Below are 15,632 nucleotides of genomic sequence, written 5' to 3' on the forward strand. Positions count from 1 at the left end.
TGTCGGTGCGGCCCCGTAGGGTTGGGAGTGCTATGACGAAGCCCTCCCTCCCCGACCTGCTGCACGCCGCCGTCTCCGCCGTCGGCGGTACGGAGCGTCCCGGCCAGGTGGCCATGGCCGAAGCCGTCGCCGAAGCGATCGACGACACCTCCCACCGGCTCATCCAGGCCGGCACCGGCACCGGAAAGTCCCTCGGATACCTGGTGCCGGCCCTCGCCCACGGAGAGCGCGTGGTCGTGGCCACGGCGACCCTCGCCCTGCAGCGGCAGCTCGTCGAGCGCGACCTGCCGCGGACGGTGGAGGCGTTGCACCCGCAGCTGCGCCGCCGCCCGCAGTTCGCCATGCTCAAGGGCCGGTCCAACTACCTGTGCCTGCACCGTCTGCACGAGGGCGCGCCGCAGGACGAGGAGGAGGGTCTCTTCGACCAGTTCGAGGCGGCCACCCCCACGAGCAAGCTCGGCAAGGACCTGCTGCGCCTGCGGGACTGGGCCGACGAGACGGAGACCGGCGACCGCGACGATCTGACCCCGGGCGTCTCCGACAAGGCCTGGGGGCAGATCTCCGTCTCCTCCCGTGAGTGCCTGGGGGCGACGAAGTGCGCGTACGGGGCCGAGTGCTTCGCCGAGGCCGCCCGCGAGCGCGCCAAGCTCGCGGACGTGGTCGTCACCAACCACGCCCTGCTCGCCATCGACGCCATCGAGGGCGCCCCCGTGCTGCCCCAGCACGAGGTGTTGATCGTGGACGAGGCGCACGAGCTGGTCTCCCGCGTGACCGGGGTCGCCACCGGCGAGCTCACCCCGGGCCAGGTCAACAGGGCCGTGAAGCGTGCGGCCAAGCTGGTCGACGAGAAGATCGCGGACTCCCTGCAGACCGCCGCGGAGACCTTCGAACGGGTCATGGAGCTGGCGCTCCCGGGCCGCCTCGAAGTGCTCCCCGAGGACCTCGGCTACGCGCTGATGGCGCTGCGGGACGCCTCGCGCAATGTGATCTCCGCGATCGGTGCGACCCGCGACAAGTCCGTCCACGACGAGGACGCGGTCCGCAAGCAGGCCCTGGCCGGGGTCGAGGGCATCCACACGGTGGCGGAGCGGATCACCAACGGCTCCGAGTACGACGTCGTCTGGTACGAGCGCCACGACCGCTTCGGCGCGACCGTCCGGGTCGCCCCGCTGTCCGTGTCCGGCCTGCTCCGGGAGAAGCTGTTCGAGGACCGCTCGGTGGTCCTGACCTCGGCCACCCTCAAGCTCGGCGGCGACTTCAACGGCGTCGCGGCCTCGCTGGGGCTCTCACCCGAGGGGGTCGAGGGGGACGACGTACCGGCCTGGAAGGGCCTGGACGTCGGCTCGCCCTTCGACTACCCGAAGCAGGGCATCCTCTACGTCGCCAAACACCTGGCCACGCCGGGCCGCGAGGGGACCCGCGGCGACATGATGGACGAACTCGCCGAGCTGATCGAGGCGGCCGGCGGCCGCACGCTCGGGTTGTTCTCCTCCATGCGCGGCGCCAAGGCGGCTGCCGAGGAGCTGCGCGGCCGGCTCGACAACCCGATCCTGCTCCAGGGCGAGGAGACGCTCGGTGAGCTGATCAAGACCTTCGCGGCCGACCCGAAGACCTGCCTGTTCGGGACGCTGTCGCTCTGGCAGGGAGTGGACGTTCCCGGTCCCAGCTGCCAGCTCGTGGTGATGGACAGGATCCCCTTCCCGCGCCCCGACGACCCGCTGATGAGCGCCCGCCAGAAGTCGGTGGAGGAGCACGGCGGGAACGGCTTCATGGCCGTCGCCGCCACGCACGCGGCCCTGCTGATGGCCCAGGGCGCGGGTCGCCTCGTACGAGCCTCGGGCGACCGGGGTGTCGTCGCGGTCTTGGACCCGCGGCTGGCCACGGCCCGCTACGGGAGCTTCCTGCGGGCCACTCTGCCGGACTTCTGGTACACCACGGACCGCAACCAGGCCCGCCGCTCCCTGGCCGCCATCGACGCCACCGCGAAGGCCGACGGCAAGTAGTTTCGGGGGCACGAGCAGCAACCATCAATTGAGCAACCCCAACGGCGGGAGACCGCCTTCGCGAGAGCGGCGGCGATTTAGCCGCAGAAGGCGGCAACCCCCGGGACCGGCGCAGTGGGTCCCGGGGGCTGGATGGGGGCGGCGGGTGTCAGACCCGACGCAGTACCGCGACGACCTTGCCGAGGATGGTCGCCTCGTCGCCGGGAATCGGCTGGTAGGCGGCGTTGTGCGGCAGGAGCCACACATGGCCGTCCTCGCGCTTGAAGCGCTTGACGGTGGCCTCGCCGTCCAGCATCGCGGCGACGATGTCGCCGTTCTCCGCGACCGGCTGACGACGCACCGTGACCCAGTCGCCGTCGCAGATGGCGGCCTCGATCATCGAGTCGCCGACGACCTTGAGGACGAACAGCTCACCGTCGCCCACGAGCTGGCGGGGGAGCGGGAACACGTCCTCGACGGACTCCTCGGCGAGGATCGGGCCGCCTGCCGCGATCCGGCCGACCAGAGGAACGTAGGACGCGGCCGGCTTGCCCGTGGTGTCCGTGGGCTGCGAGCTCGGCTGGTCGGAGCCGCGCACCTCGTAGGCGCGGGGGCGGTGCGGATCGCGCCGCAGGAAGCCCTTCCGCTCCAGGGCCATCAGCTGGTGGGCGACGGACGACGTGCTCGACAGGCCGACGGCCTGGCCGATCTCCCGCATCGACGGCGGGTAACCCCGACGCTGCACGGAGTCGCGGATGACCTCGATGACCCGCCGCTGCCGGTCCGTGAGCCCGGAGCTGTCGGCGCGGATGCCTGGAGGTCGACCTGGCAGCGAGCGTGCGGGGCGTACGACGGGCTCCGCCTCCGGATTCAGGTTTGCGTCGTTCATGGCATGCACCGGCTCGAGTCGGCTCTGGGAGCGGTTCTGGGCAGTGATGGTGGCACTGTCTGCGGTCGTGGTCACGTCGGCCCCTCTCGAAATGTTCTCCCTAGCTGGACAACGGTAGTAGCTTTCGAAAGGTTGCGCCAAACACACGTTCGAGTGAAAAATCGCAGATCGTCCCGCGTGGGCATATCGAGAGGTGTATAGACGCTCGGTCGGCCGAACACGGGTTCGGCTCGGCGCCCGCTGCTTACGGTACCCTTCCCGGTCGGGTCGCCGCCTTCGGGGCTGTGCCCAGTGTGGCACCGCGGGGCCTCGCATCCGGCTATCGGACGGTGCGACACGCGGAGTGGGTTAAATCCGCCGCAACCCAAGATCTAGTGGTTGGATGAGCGCTGCCACCCAGAGGTTGTGGTCCTCGGTCTGCCGAGGGTCCCGGCATCGCATATGCTTGTGGCTGCTTCACGAGCCCCCGACAGAGCTTGTCCCTGTCGTTCAGGGGCCCCGTGGGGTGATTCAGTCGTGCCAAGAGGGAGGGTGAGGGAACCATGCACTGCCCCTTCTGCAGGCACCCCGACAGCCGTGTCGTCGACAGTCGCACCACGGACGACGGCACGTCGATCCGCAGGCGCCGTCAGTGCCCCGACTGCTCCCGTCGTTTCACGACGGTGGAGACGGCCTCGCTGATGGTGATCAAGCGCAGCGGGGTGACCGAACCCTTCAGCCGTACCAAGGTCATCTCCGGCGTGCGCAAGGCGTGCCAGGGGCGGCCGGTCACCGAGGACGCCCTCGCCAAGCTCGGCCAGCGGGTCGAGGAGGCGGTGCGCGCCACCGGAAGTGCCGAGCTGACCACCCACGACGTGGGTCTGGCCATCCTCGGTCCGTTGCAGGAGCTCGACCTGGTCGCGTACCTGCGGTTCGCGTCCGTTTACAAAGCTTTCGACACCCTTGAAGACTTCGAGACCGCCATCGCGGAACTGCGCGAGCCGCGGCCTCACCCCGAAGAGTGCGAGCCCGGGGGGACCGGTTCGGTCCCCGTGCCCGCCTCCGCCGCCGACTGACCGGACGGCCCTCGCCGTGGAGCCCAGGCGCCGCGGTGTGGCCGGTCAGCCGAGCGAAGAGACGTAGATACAGATACACAGCACCGTGCCGCGGAATAGCGCTGGCACTTTAGGGCGTTTTGCCCGCATTGGGAGGCGGCATGACAGAGACGGCGAGCAGCTCGGCACGTGGTTCCCGCGCCAAGGGGACCAAGGCCGCCAAGGGCGGCCTGCGTATCGAGCGCATCCACACCACCCCCGGCGTGCACCCTTACGACGAGGTGAGCTGGGAGCGTCGTGACGTCGTCATGACCAACTGGCGCGACGGCTCGGTCAACTTCGAGCAGCGCGGCGTCGAGTTCCCCGACTTCTGGTCGGTGAACGCGGTCAACATCGTCACCAGCAAGTACTTCCGCGGTGCGGTCGGCACCCCGCAGCGCGAGACCGGTCTGAAGCAGCTGATCGACCGGATCGTGAAGACCTACACGAAGGCCGGCGAGGACTACGACTACTTCTCGTCGCCCGCCGACGCGGAGATCTTCGAGCACGAGCTGACCTACGCCCTCCTGCACCAGATCTTCAGCTTCAACTCCCCGGTGTGGTTCAACGTCGGCACTCCCCAGCCGCAGCAGGTCTCCGCCTGCTTCATCCTGGCCGTCGACGACTCCATGGAGTCGATCCTCGACTGGTACAAGGAAGAGGGAATGATCTTCAAGGGCGGCTCCGGCGCCGGCCTGAACCTCTCCCGCATCCGCTCCTCCAAGGAGCTCCTGTCCTCCGGCGGCAACGCCTCGGGTCCGGTCTCCTTCATGCGCGGCGCCGACGCGTCCGCAGGAACGATCAAGTCGGGCGGCGCCACCCGCCGCGCGGCCAAGATGGTCGTCCTGGACGTGGACCACCCGGACGTCGAGGCCTTCATCGAGACCAAGGTGAAGGAGGAGGAGAAGATCCGCGCCCTGCGCGACGCGGGCTTCGACATGGACCTGGGCGGCGACGACATCACGTCCGTCCAGTACCAGAACGCCAACAACTCCGTCCGCGTGAACGACGAGTTCATGACGGCCGTGGAGAACGGCACCGAGTTCGGCCTGCGCGCCCGCATGACCGGCGAGGTCATCGAGAAGGTCGACGCCAAGGCGCTCTTCCGCAAGCTGGCCGAGGCCGCGTGGGCCTGTGCCGACCCGGGCATCCAGTACGACGGTGTGATCAACAACTGGCACACCTGCCCCGAGTCCGGCCGCATCACCGCGTCCAACCCCTGCAGCGAGTACATGCACCTGGACAACACGTCCTGCAACCTCGCCTCGCTCAACCTGATGAAGTTCCTGAACGACGACGGCAAGGGCAACCAGTCCTTCGACGCCGAGCGCTTCGCCAAGGTCGTCGAGCTCGTCATCACCGCGATGGACATCTCCATCTGCTTCGCCGACTTCCCGACGCAGAAGATCGGCGAGAACACCCGCGCCTTCCGCCAGCTGGGCATCGGCTACGCCAACCTCGGCGCCCTGCTGATGGCCACCGGCCACGCGTACGACTCGAACGGCGGCCGCACGCTCGCCGCGTCGATCACCTCCCTCATGACCGGTACCGCGTACAAGCGCTCCGCCGAGCTGGCCGCGATCGTCGGCCCGTACGACGGCTACGCCCGCAACGCCGAGTCGCACAAGCGCGTCATGAAGCAGCACGCGGACGCCAACGCCGCCGCGCCGCGCACCGAGGACCTCGACAACGCGATCTGGGCCGCGGCCACCGAGGCCTGGCAGGACGTCCTGCGCCTCGGCGAGAAGAACGGCTTCCGCAACTCCCAGGCCTCCGTCCTCGCGCCGACCGGCACCATCGGTCTCGCGATGTCCTGCGACACCACCGGTGTCGAGCCGGACCTGGCCCTGGTCAAGTTCAAGAAGCTCGTCGGCGGCGGCTCGATGCAGATCGTCAACGGCACCGTCCCGCAGGCCCTGCGCCGCCTGGGTTACCAGGAGGAGCAGATCGAGGCGATCGTCGCCCACATCGCCGAGCACGGCGTGGTCGTCGACGCCCCGGGCCTGAAGACCGAGCACTACGAGGTCTTCGACTGCGCCATGGGCGAGCGTTCCATCTCCGCGATGGGCCACGTCCGCATGATGGCCGCGATCCAGCCCTGGATCTCCGGCGCGATCTCGAAGACGGTCAACATGCCGGAGACGGCGACCGTCGAGGAGATCGAGGAGATCTACTTCGAGGCGTGGAAGATGGGCGTCAAGGCGCTCGCGATCTACCGCGACAACTGCAAGGTCGGCCAGCCCCTCTCCGCCAAGAAGAAGGAAGAGGAGAAGGAGGAGGTCACCGCCAAGACGGAGGAGACCATCCGCGCCGCCGTCGAGAAGGTCATCGAGTACCGCCCCGTCCGCAAGCGCCTCCCCAAGGGCCGCCCGGGCATCACCACCTCCTTCACGGTGGGTGGCGCCGAGGGCTACATGACCGCCAACTCCTACCCGGACGACGGTCTCGGCGAGGTCTTCCTGAAGATGTCCAAGCAGGGCTCGACGCTCGCAGGCATGATGGACGCCTTCTCGATCGCCGTCTCCGTCGGCCTCCAGTACGGCGTGCCGCTGGAGACCTACGTCTCGAAGTTCACGAACATGCGCTTCGAGCCGGCCGGCATGACGGACGACCCGGACGTGCGGATGGCGCAGTCGATCGTCGACTACATCTTCCGCCGCCTGGCGCTGGACTTCCTGCCCTTCGAGACCCGCTCGGCCCTCGGCATCCACACCGCCGAGGAGCGCCAGCGCCACCTGGAGACCGGCTCCTACGAGCCCATCGAGGAGGAGCTGGACACCGAGGCTCTGGCCCAGTCGGCCCCGCTCGCCGCGGTGCCTTCGGCCCCGAAGCCGGCCGCGGTCACCGTCCCGGTCCCGGCTCCGAAGACGGCGCACAGCAACGCCGAACTGGTCGAGATGCAGCTCGGCGTCTCCGCCGACGCTCCGCTCTGCTTCTCCTGCGGTACGAAGATGCAGCGCGCCGGTTCCTGCTACATCTGCGAGGGCTGCGGCTCCACCAGCGGCTGCAGCTGATGCCGGCAGGTCGGTAGGCCCTGGGCCCGCTGACCGGTAGTACGACGAAGGGGACCGGCCGGTGGCCGGTCCCCTTCGCCATGCCCGTCTCCGGGCAAGGGGGCCGGATACTCGTTTCCCGCCCAAACGATCACCGGTTAGTCTCCAGCCCGCACGTGTGATCAGCGGGGGAAGGGGCGGGGGACGTGGCCGAGAACGGGGCCGGATCCGGGACGGGCGTGAACGCGGCGGCGCAGGCCGTCATGGCGGTGGTGCTGGTCGGAGGGCTGGCCGCGGTGGCATGGGTGGCCAGGGATTCCCTCGACGCGAAGGCCGTGGATCCGAAGCCGGCGGTCTGTCCGTCCGGGTCGGAGGGTCGGTCGGAGGCGGACGAGACCGGGGCGCAGCTGTGCAGGGCGCTCAACCGGCCGGACCTGCCGGCGCTCCTGGGCACGCCGCGGGACATGGTGCGCAACGCCTCCGGGAAGGGCGGCGAGTTCACCCATGCCGACGGCAGGAAGACCGTTTCCCCCGAGGCGGAGGTCGGCCTGACGGCCCACTCCGTGAAGCTGTCGGCGTCCACCGGTGCGCTCAAGGTCGGCGACATGGCCGGTCTTCTGGGAGCGTCCGTCGAGCGTACGACGGTCCTGGGCCACCCGGCGGCCCTCTACTCGGACCGGACCATGGCCCTCACGTTCAGGCTCGACGGTGGGAAGAGCACGGTGGGCCAGGGCGGGATCGCCCGGCGGCTGCTCGTGGCCAAGAGCCCGCGGGACGAGGGTGGTTGGTTCGAGGTCGTCGTGTGGCGACAGGACGACAGGACGCCCGATGATTGGGCGCTGTTCCGGGTCGCCGAGCAGGTGCTGCCGGCGGCCCCGGGGTGGGCCGCCGGATGACGGAGCCAGAGCTGGGGATGCGAACGGAAGTGGGGGCGCGAGCGGAAGTGGGGGCGCGAGCGGAAGTGGGGACGCGAGCGGAAGTGGGGACGCGAGCGGAAGTGGGGACGCGAGCGGAAGTGGGATTGGAAGTCGGAGCAGGACGGGGAGCGGGAGCCATGTGGAGCGGTGACGAGCTGGATCTGGACGCCTACCTGGCCCGGATCGGATTCGGAACGGAATCGGCCTCCGGGGAACTCCGTCCGGATCTCAGGACGTTGTACGCAGTGCACCGCGCCCACACCGCCGCCGTCACCTTCGAGAACCTGGACGTACTGCTCGGCCGCCCCGTCGAGCTGGACGTGAAGGCGATCGAGGGCAAGCTCGTGCACGCCCGCCGCGGCGGGTACTGCTACGAGCAGAACTCGCTGCTGGCCGCTGCCCTGGAGCGGATCGGCTTCGAGGTCTCCGGGCGCGGTGCCCGCAACCGCACCCGCGGGGACTCCCTCACGGCCGTGACGCACGCCGTCCTCGTCGTCACGGTCGAGGGCGAACCGTGGCTCTGCGACGCCGGGTTCGGCTACCAGGGGCCCTGCGAGCCCGTCCCGCTCGGGCGGCCCGGTGTCGAGGTGCGGCAGGGGGAGTGGACGTACCGCGTCCGCGAGGAGGAGGCCGGCGTCCTCGTGCTGGGCGTCCTGCGCGGGGGAGCATGGCGGGACTTGTACGCGTTCTCCCCGCAGCGCTACCACCCCGTCGACTACGTGGTGCTGAACCACTACAGCTCCACGCACCCCCGATCCGCCTTCGTCTCCCGGGTCATCGCGCAGCGCCCGGGCGACGCCGTCCGCCTCGCGCTGGTCGGGCGCGAGCTCACCCGGCTCCATCCGGACGGGCAGGTCGAGCGGGAGGTCGTGGGGCCGGACGAGCTGATCGCCGTGCTCGACAGGGAGTTCGGTCTTCGGCTGTCCGGGCGGGATGAAGCGGAAGTGGTGCGGATCCACCGCGCCGGGGACTGACCCGGGACGCGCCGGGCCCGTACGATGGCGCAGTGCTGGTCAAGTGGATTCGCTGCACGGTGACGGACCGACGGGGGTTCGAGCGCGGGCAGCGAAAATGGGCGGGGCTGCCGGGCGAGCCGGGATTCCGGGGGCAGGGCGGCGGCTGGAGCCGGGGCCGGCAGGGGGTCGCGCATGTCTTCGCGTTCTGGGAGAGCCGGTCCTTCTACGACTCCTTCATGGCCCGCAGCCACGACCGACTGGCCGCATCGCAGAACGGCACCTACACCGACCTGCGCGTCACCCTCTTCGACCACCGCTTCGACGTGAAGACGGGGTTCGAGCCCCGGTTCACCGACGCCGACGTCGTACGCGTGGCGCACACCAAGATCCGTGAGGGCCGGGTCGACCACTTCGCCCTCATGCAGGAGAAGGTGTGGAACCCGGCCATGGCGGGCTCGCCCGGAATGATCCGGGGTCTCTTCGGGGAGGCGCCCGGCCGGGAGTTCCTGGTGCTGTCGATGTGGCACGCGGCGGCCGAGCACGGCAAGTACCGGCAGGAGCGGGTGGAGCGGCTCTCCCTGAGGGCCCAGATCCAGGCCGATGTGGAGGCCCTCACCGGTGACGTCGTCGACCTCGAACCGTCCTGGACCGTGTGATCGTGTGACGGTATGGCGGTAGGGATGTACGACGACCGCCGGCTCGGCCGAGCCCTGATCGGCGTGCCCGTCGAACGGCCCGCCGGTGGCCGAATAGGGTCGTGGGATGTCTCGACCACGTCGCATCGTCCTTGTCCGACACGGGGAATCGGAGGGTAACGCCGACGACTCGGTGTACGAGCGCGAGCCCGACCACGCCCTGCGGCTCACCAAGAAGGGGCGCGAACAGGCCGTGGCCGCGGGTGAGCGGCTGCGCGAGCTCTTCGGCGACGAGACGATCAGCGCGTACGTATCCCCCTACCGGCGGACCCTGCAGACCTTCCGGGAGCTGCGGCTGGACCCGACCCGCGTCCGTATGCGCGAGGAGCCGAGGCTGCGCGAGCAGGACTGGGGGAACTGGCAGGAACGGGAGGACGTACGCCTCCAGAAGGCGTACCGGGACGCGTACGGGCACTTCTTCTACCGTTTCGCGCAGGGGGAGTCGGGCGCCGACGTGTACGACCGGGTCGGGTCCTTCCTGGAGAGCCTCTACCGCAGTTTCGAGGCTCCGGACCACCCCGAGAACGTGCTGCTCGTGACGCACGGGCTGACGATGCGACTCTTCTGCATGCGGTGGTTCCACTGGTCGGTGGCCGAGTTCGAGTCACTGTCCAATCCCGGGAACGGCGAATACCGGGTCCTCATGCGCGGCCCGGACGGCCGCTACCGGATGGACCGCCCGTTTGAGCGGTGGACCACACCCGAGCCTTATGACCTCGACGGCTAGAGTGGCCCGCGATGACCCCTGATTCCACTCCCGAACGGCGCTACGCACGCGCCATGTCCAGCCTCAGAGGGCTGGCCCTGGGGGACGCCCTGGGCTCCCAGTACTTCGTCCCCGTGAACTACCCGCTGCTCAAGCGGCGCGAACTGCCGGCCGGCACCGAGACGTGGCAGTGGACCGACGACACCGAGATGGCCTGCTCGGTCGTGGCCGTGCTGGCCGAGCACGGCCGCATCGACCAGGACGCGCTCGCGAGCTCCTTCGCGCACCACCACGACTTCGACCGGGGCTACGGACCCGCGGTGAACCGGATGCTGCGGCTGGTCCGGGAGGGTGAGGACTGGCGCACGCTGGCCGCCGAACTGTTCAACGGGCAGGGCTCCTGGGGCAACGGCGCCGCCATGCGGATCGCTCCGCTCGGAGCCTGGTACGCCGACGATCCCGAGCAGGCCACGCACCAGGCGGAGATCTCCGCCTACACCACCCACCAGCACCGCGAAGCCGTGTGCGGGGCCATGGCCGTCGCCGCCGCGGCAGCGCTCGCGGCGGATCCGGCGGGTCCGCCGAAGGCCTCCGACCTGCTGGACGGCGTGATCGCCCTGGTGCCGCGCAGCGCGGTGGGAGCAGGGCTGCGCCGGGCGCGGGACATGCTGGACTACGGCGACGCGACGACGGTCGCGGCGGTGCTGGGTTGCGGGCGGCGCACGAGCGCCCACGACACCGTGCCCTTCGCCCTGTGGTCTGCGGCGCGTTCGCTGCAGGGCTACGAGCGGGCGTTCTGGACCACCGCGCAGGTCGGCGGCGATGTGGACACGACCTGCGCCATCGTCGGCGGAGTGCTGGGCGCGCGCGGCGACGAGGTGCTGCCGGCCGCGTGGCTGGCGCGCACCGAGGCTCTGCCGGCCTGGCTCCCGGAGGCGGCGGCGAGTTAGGTGCGGTGTCCGGCCCCGATCCGCCGGACGCTCCGGATCCTGCCCGAGTCGGGCCGGGGGCACCCCTGTTGGGGTGCCCCTTCCGTTTGTCACGGTCCTGCCACAGCGCCTTTTGATCCTGTTCAAAACCTTCCTGCCTCGGCCTACTCTGTCCGCTCAGCCGCCCCGAACCGAAATGCCGGGGCGGCCTGCTGGGAGGGGATCTTGATGTCAGAGAACGCCGACGGCGTGGATGAAACCGCGTCCGAGTCCGCCGGTGGGGCGGCGAATCCGGTCGAGGCGCCGGTCGAGGCGCCGGTTGAACCGCTGGCCGCGGCGCCCGGCCCGCGGCCACGAGCGGCCTCCGGCGCCCCGACAGCCCCGCAGCCCGGTGTGCCCCCAGAGGTCGCCGCGCAGATGTCCTGGCAGGCCCACCAGCAGCGGGCGCGTGCCGAGGCCCTCGCCAAGGCCTCCGCCCCACCCACATGGGTCGTACGGATACGTCCCGCCGAAGCCGCTCCCGTACGGCTCGCCACGCTCGTCGCCGCCCTCGTGGCCGGCCTCGCCACCGCCCTGCTGCTCGGCGACGGCCTCGGCCCCGGGCTGCCGCTCGCGGTGCTGCCGGCCGTCGTCGCCGCCTACTTCGCCGCCCGCGCGGCGGGTCGGGCGCCCCGCCCGTGGACCCTGATCTGGGCGGTCGGCTGCCTCGCGCTCCTCGTCGTACCGGCCCTGCGCGACTCCGCCTGGCCGGCCACGCTCGCGATCCTGGCCGCCGTTCTGCTCGGCGCGCTCGCCCTGCACGGCGGCCGCACCTGGCCCGGGGTGCTGCTCAGCCCGCTCGGCCTCTTCGAGTCCGCCGTGACCGGCACCGCTTGGGCGTGGACGGGCCTGCGGTCGCGCAGCGGGGGCATCAGCAAGGACCGCTGGCTGCCCGTTCTGAAGGCGACCGCCGTGGCCGCGGCCCTGCTGGTGCTCTTCGGCACGCTCTTCGCCTCCGCGGACGCCGCCTTCGCCGACCTGGCGGGCGACCTCATCCCCGACGTCTCCGTCGGGGAGGGTCCCTTCCGGATCGTCCTCTTCGCCCTCGGCGCCGTCCTCGCGCTCGCCGCCGCCCGCACCGCCGCGGCCCCGCTGCGCTGGGACCGGATCGAGGTCACCCCGGGCAAGCCGCGCTCCCGCGTCGAATGGGCGCTCCCGCTCGTCGTGCTGAACCTGCTCTTCGCGGGCTTCAACGCCGTTCAGCTGGCCGTCCTGTTCGGCGGCTACGACAAGGTCCTGAGCAGCACCGGGCTCACCTACTCGGAGTACGCCCGGCAGGGCTTCTGGCAGCTGCTCTGGGCCACCTTGCTCACCCTCGTCGTGATCGCGCTCGCCCTGCGCTGGGCCCCGCGAGCCGGGGCGGCCGACCGCCGCTTCGTCCGCGTCGTCCTCGGGGTGCTGTGCGCGATGACGCTGGTGGTCGTGGCCTCCGCACTGCGCCGGATGGACCTCTACGTCGACGCGTACGGACTGACCAGGCTGCGCCTGTCGGTGGCCGCGATGGAGCTGTGGCTCGGGCTGGTCATCGTCCTGATCATGGCGGCGGGGGTGTTCGGCGCCCGTATGCTGCCCCGTGCGGTCGCGGGCAGCGTCGCCGCGGGCGTGCTCGCCTTCGGCCTGCTGTCCCCGGACGGAATGGTCGCCGAGAACAACGTGGCCCGCTACAAGACCGACGGCAAGATCGACCTCGCCTACTTCCAGTCCCTGTCGGCGGACGCGGTGCCCGCCCTCGACCGGCTGCCCGAACCCCGGCGGTCCTGCGCCCTGCGGGGTATCAACGACGAGATGTCACGGGCCGGGGACGTCCCCTGGTACGCGATGAGCCTGGGCGAGTACCGCGCGCGGAAGATCCTGCGGGAGCGCCCGGTGACCGCTTCGTACGAGGAGTGCTCGCGCCTCGGCGCCTTCGGCAGCCGCATCGAGTACTAGCGGCCGGTGCACGAGGGGGCCCGGGCCCGGGATCGCTCCCGGGCCCGGGCCCCCTCGTACGGCGTACCGGGCTCAGGCGGCCGGACCGGCCTTCGCGGCCGCGCCGTTCAGGGCGTCCAGGTCGCTCTTGCGTACCCGGATCACCAGCACGGCGGTGGCCAGGGCCAGTCCCGCCATCGCCACGGCGGCGAGGAACGCGGTGGAGATGCCGTGGGCGAGCACGAGGTCCCCCCAGGGGTCGGGCAGTCGCCCGGACTCCTTGGCCGCGGCCAGCTGACCGGGATCGGCCTGGGCGACGAAGGACCGGGTCTGCTTCTCGGCCTCGCCGCGGGTGGCCGTGCCGAAGACGGTGACCAGGATGGACAGGCCGAGCGAGCCGCCGACCTGCTGGCTGGCGTTGAGCAGACCGGAGGCCGCGCCTGCCTCCCTGGGCGCGACGCCGGAGACGGCGGTGAGGGTGAGCGTCACGAAGTTCAGGCCCATGCCGAAGCCGAACAGCAGCATGGGGCCGAGGACACCGGAGACGTACGAGGAGTCCGTCCGGAGGAAGGTCAGCCAGGTCAGCCCGGTGCCGACGAGGGCCGTGCCGGTGACCATGAAGGGCTTCGGGCCGAGGCGCGGCAGGAAGCGCTGCGAGAGGCCTGCCGCCGTGATGATGGCGGCGGTCACGGGCAGGAAGCCGAGCCCGGACTGGATCGGACTGAAGCCCAGCACGTTCTGCACGAACTGGACGATGAAGAAGAACATGCCGAACATCGCCGCGGCGAGGCTGAGCATGATCACGTAGGTGCCGGCACGGTTGCGGTCGGCGAACATCCGCAGCGGGATGATCGGCTCGCGGGCCCTCGACTCGACGGCCACGAACGAGGTGAGCAGGACGACGGCCGCGAAGAACGAGCCGAGGGTGAGCGAGTCGCGCCAGCCGTCCTCGGAGGCACGGATGAACCCGTAGACGAGCGAGGCCATGCCGGCGGTCGAGGTGAGTGCTCCGGCGACGTCGAAGCGGCCGGGGTGACGCTCGGACTCGCTGATGTAAAGCGGGGCGAGCACCGCGATCAGCACACCGATCGGCACGTTGACGAAGAAGACCCAGCGCCAGTCGAGCCACTCGGTCAGCATGCCTCCCGCGAGCAGGCCGATCGCGCCACCGCCGGCCGAGACGGCGGCGAACACCCCGAAGGCCCGGTTGCGTTCGGGGCCTTCCGCGAAGGTGGTGGTGATCAGTGCGAGCGAGGTCGGTGAGGCGATCGCGCCGCCGACGCCCTGGAGGGCGCGGGCGGCGAGCAGTTGCCAGGGCTCCTGGGCGAAGCCGCCGAGGAGGGAGGCCAGGGTGAAGAGCAGGATTCCCGCCATGAAGACGCGGCGCCGGCCCAGGATGTCGCCGGCCCGGCCGCCCAGCAGGAGCAGGCCGCCGAAGGTCAGGGTGTAAGCGCTGAGCACCCACGAGAGGTCGGTGGTGCTGAAGGCGAGGGCGGTCTGGATGTGCGGGAGTGCGATGTTCACGATGGTCGCGTCGAGGACGACCATGAGCTGACAGGCGGCGATGACGGTGAGCGCCACTCCGGGGCGCCCCTCGCGGCGGGCCGCTCCCGGTATTCGGGGTGTGGCGAGTTGAGAGCTTGTCACTGAGGATCCCCCCACCAAAGTGAAACAGTGAACGCATCCGTTCACTTCGGCCTACGGTAGGAGCCCGGTCTTAGGGAACGCAAGCGTTCACTAAGGTTGAAAATGTGTACGAGGGGCGCGCGGTGGGCGCGCCGGCCGGTGGGAGGTTCGGATGATGGTGGGTTCGCGCTGGTCGGCGGCGTCACCGGGGCGCAGGCGGGGTCCCGAACTCGAACGGGCGATTCTCGACGCCGCGTTGGAGCAGCTGAGCACGGTCGGCTGGCACGCGCTCACGATGGAGGGCGTCGCGGCGGGCGCGCGGACGGGCAAGGCGGCGGTCTACCGGCGCTGGCCCTCGAAGGCGGACCTGGTGGCCGACGTGTTGCGGTCCGGTCTGCCGCCGATCGGCGCGATTCCCGACCGCGGATCGATCCGGGAGGACCTGTTCCTCCTGTGCGTGCGGATGCGCGACGTCATGTCCTCGCCGGCCGGGCTGGCTCTGCGGTCGGTCCTTCACGAGTGCGACCACGCGCATGCCGCCCGCTTCCAAGGGGTCATCCGGTCGGGGCTGCACGAGCCGGCGCAGGAACTGATCGGGGAGCTGCTGGCGCGCGGCATCGAGAGGGGTGACGTCCGGCCGGACGCCATCGGTCCGTACGTCGTGGACGTCATTCCGGCGCTGCTGATGTACGGGGCGAAGATGCGCGGGAGCGAATGGGCGGACGCGGACATCGGGGCGATGATCGACGAGGTGATGGTCCCGGCGCTCAGAGTGTGAGACGGGGCGCGGGGCGCGGAGGGGAGCGAAGGCGGCGCGGGCGCAGCGCGGATGGGGCGTGGGAGCCGCGCCGAAGGGGTGTCGGAGCGGTCGGGAAATGCCGCGGAAGCGTTGCGGGGCCTGGGCGGAAGGGGCCTGGTG

12 protein-coding genes are annotated in these 15,632 nt (G+C 70.6%); 10 read left to right on the forward strand and 2 right to left on the reverse strand.

Features of this window, described 5'->3' with window-relative positions; genetic code table 11:
- Positions 1-32: 32 nt before the first annotated feature.
- Positions 33-2,003, forward strand: coding sequence for an ATP-dependent DNA helicase (locus ACFYZL_RS18690; RefSeq protein ID WP_384753668.1), 1,971 nt, complete (start codon positions 33-35; stop codon positions 2,001-2,003).
- 148 nt (positions 2,004-2,151) lie between these two features.
- On the opposite strand, the gene lexA is transcribed toward ACFYZL_RS18690, so the two are convergent.
- Positions 2,152-2,946, reverse strand: coding sequence for a transcriptional repressor LexA (lexA, locus tag ACFYZL_RS18695; protein WP_384579735.1), 795 nt, complete (start codon positions 2,944-2,946; stop codon positions 2,152-2,154).
- A gap of 467 nt (positions 2,947-3,413) precedes the next feature.
- Here lexA and nrdR point away from each other — a divergent pair, with 467 nt between their 5' ends.
- The 8 genes from nrdR (at position 3,414) to ACFYZL_RS18735 (ending at position 13,108) form a co-directional block, all read left to right on the forward strand.
- Positions 3,414-3,926 (forward strand): transcriptional regulator NrdR, encoded by a 513-nt coding sequence (gene nrdR, locus ACFYZL_RS18700; RefSeq protein ID WP_384579736.1) that lies wholly within the window; start codon positions 3,414-3,416, stop codon positions 3,924-3,926.
- Between the two features lie 140 nt (positions 3,927-4,066).
- Positions 4,067-6,958 carry a vitamin B12-dependent ribonucleotide reductase gene (locus ACFYZL_RS18705; RefSeq protein WP_384753664.1) on the forward strand — a complete coding sequence of 964 codons (2,892 nt, stop codon included), beginning with the start codon at positions 4,067-4,069 and terminating at the stop codon, positions 6,956-6,958.
- Positions 6,959-7,143: 185 nt separating this feature from the next.
- Complete coding sequence (locus ACFYZL_RS18710; protein ID WP_388680079.1) at positions 7,144-7,833, forward strand: DUF6215 domain-containing protein; 690 nt, start codon at positions 7,144-7,146, stop codon at positions 7,831-7,833.
- A 158-nt stretch (positions 7,834-7,991) separates the two neighbouring features.
- Positions 7,992-8,828, forward strand: a complete 837-nt coding sequence (locus ACFYZL_RS18715) for an arylamine N-acetyltransferase (RefSeq protein ID WP_388680081.1) — start codon at positions 7,992-7,994, stop codon at positions 8,826-8,828.
- Positions 8,829-8,860: 32 nt separating this feature from the next.
- On the forward strand, positions 8,861-9,466 hold the full coding sequence (locus tag ACFYZL_RS18720) for a YdbC family protein (protein ID WP_329378496.1): 606 nt from the start codon (positions 8,861-8,863) through the stop codon (positions 9,464-9,466).
- A 106-nt stretch (positions 9,467-9,572) separates the two neighbouring features.
- Positions 9,573-10,232: a histidine phosphatase family protein gene (locus tag ACFYZL_RS18725; protein ID WP_388680084.1), complete on the forward strand. Its 660-nt coding sequence runs from the start codon at positions 9,573-9,575 to the stop codon at positions 10,230-10,232.
- Positions 10,233-10,243: 11 nt separating this feature from the next.
- Positions 10,244-11,161 (forward strand): ADP-ribosylglycohydrolase family protein, encoded by a 918-nt coding sequence (locus ACFYZL_RS18730; RefSeq protein WP_388680086.1) that lies wholly within the window; start codon positions 10,244-10,246, stop codon positions 11,159-11,161.
- A 207-nt stretch (positions 11,162-11,368) separates the two neighbouring features.
- Positions 11,369-13,108: a DUF4153 domain-containing protein gene (locus ACFYZL_RS18735; protein WP_388680089.1), complete on the forward strand. Its 1,740-nt coding sequence runs from the start codon at positions 11,369-11,371 to the stop codon at positions 13,106-13,108.
- A gap of 72 nt (positions 13,109-13,180) precedes the next feature.
- Here ACFYZL_RS18735 and ACFYZL_RS18740 read toward each other — a convergent pair whose 3' ends face one another.
- Positions 13,181-14,734 (reverse strand): MFS transporter, encoded by a 1,554-nt coding sequence (locus ACFYZL_RS18740; protein WP_388680092.1) that lies wholly within the window; start codon positions 14,732-14,734, stop codon positions 13,181-13,183.
- 154 nt (positions 14,735-14,888) lie between these two features.
- Here ACFYZL_RS18740 and ACFYZL_RS18745 point away from each other — a divergent pair, with 154 nt between their 5' ends.
- Positions 14,889-15,491, forward strand: coding sequence for a TetR/AcrR family transcriptional regulator (locus ACFYZL_RS18745; RefSeq protein ID WP_388680236.1), 603 nt, complete (start codon positions 14,889-14,891; stop codon positions 15,489-15,491).
- Positions 15,492-15,632: the final 141 nt, after the last annotated feature.

The organism is Streptomyces sp. NPDC001717, assembly GCF_042892775.1.
Lineage (GTDB): Bacteria > Actinomycetota > Actinomycetes > Streptomycetales > Streptomycetaceae > Streptomyces.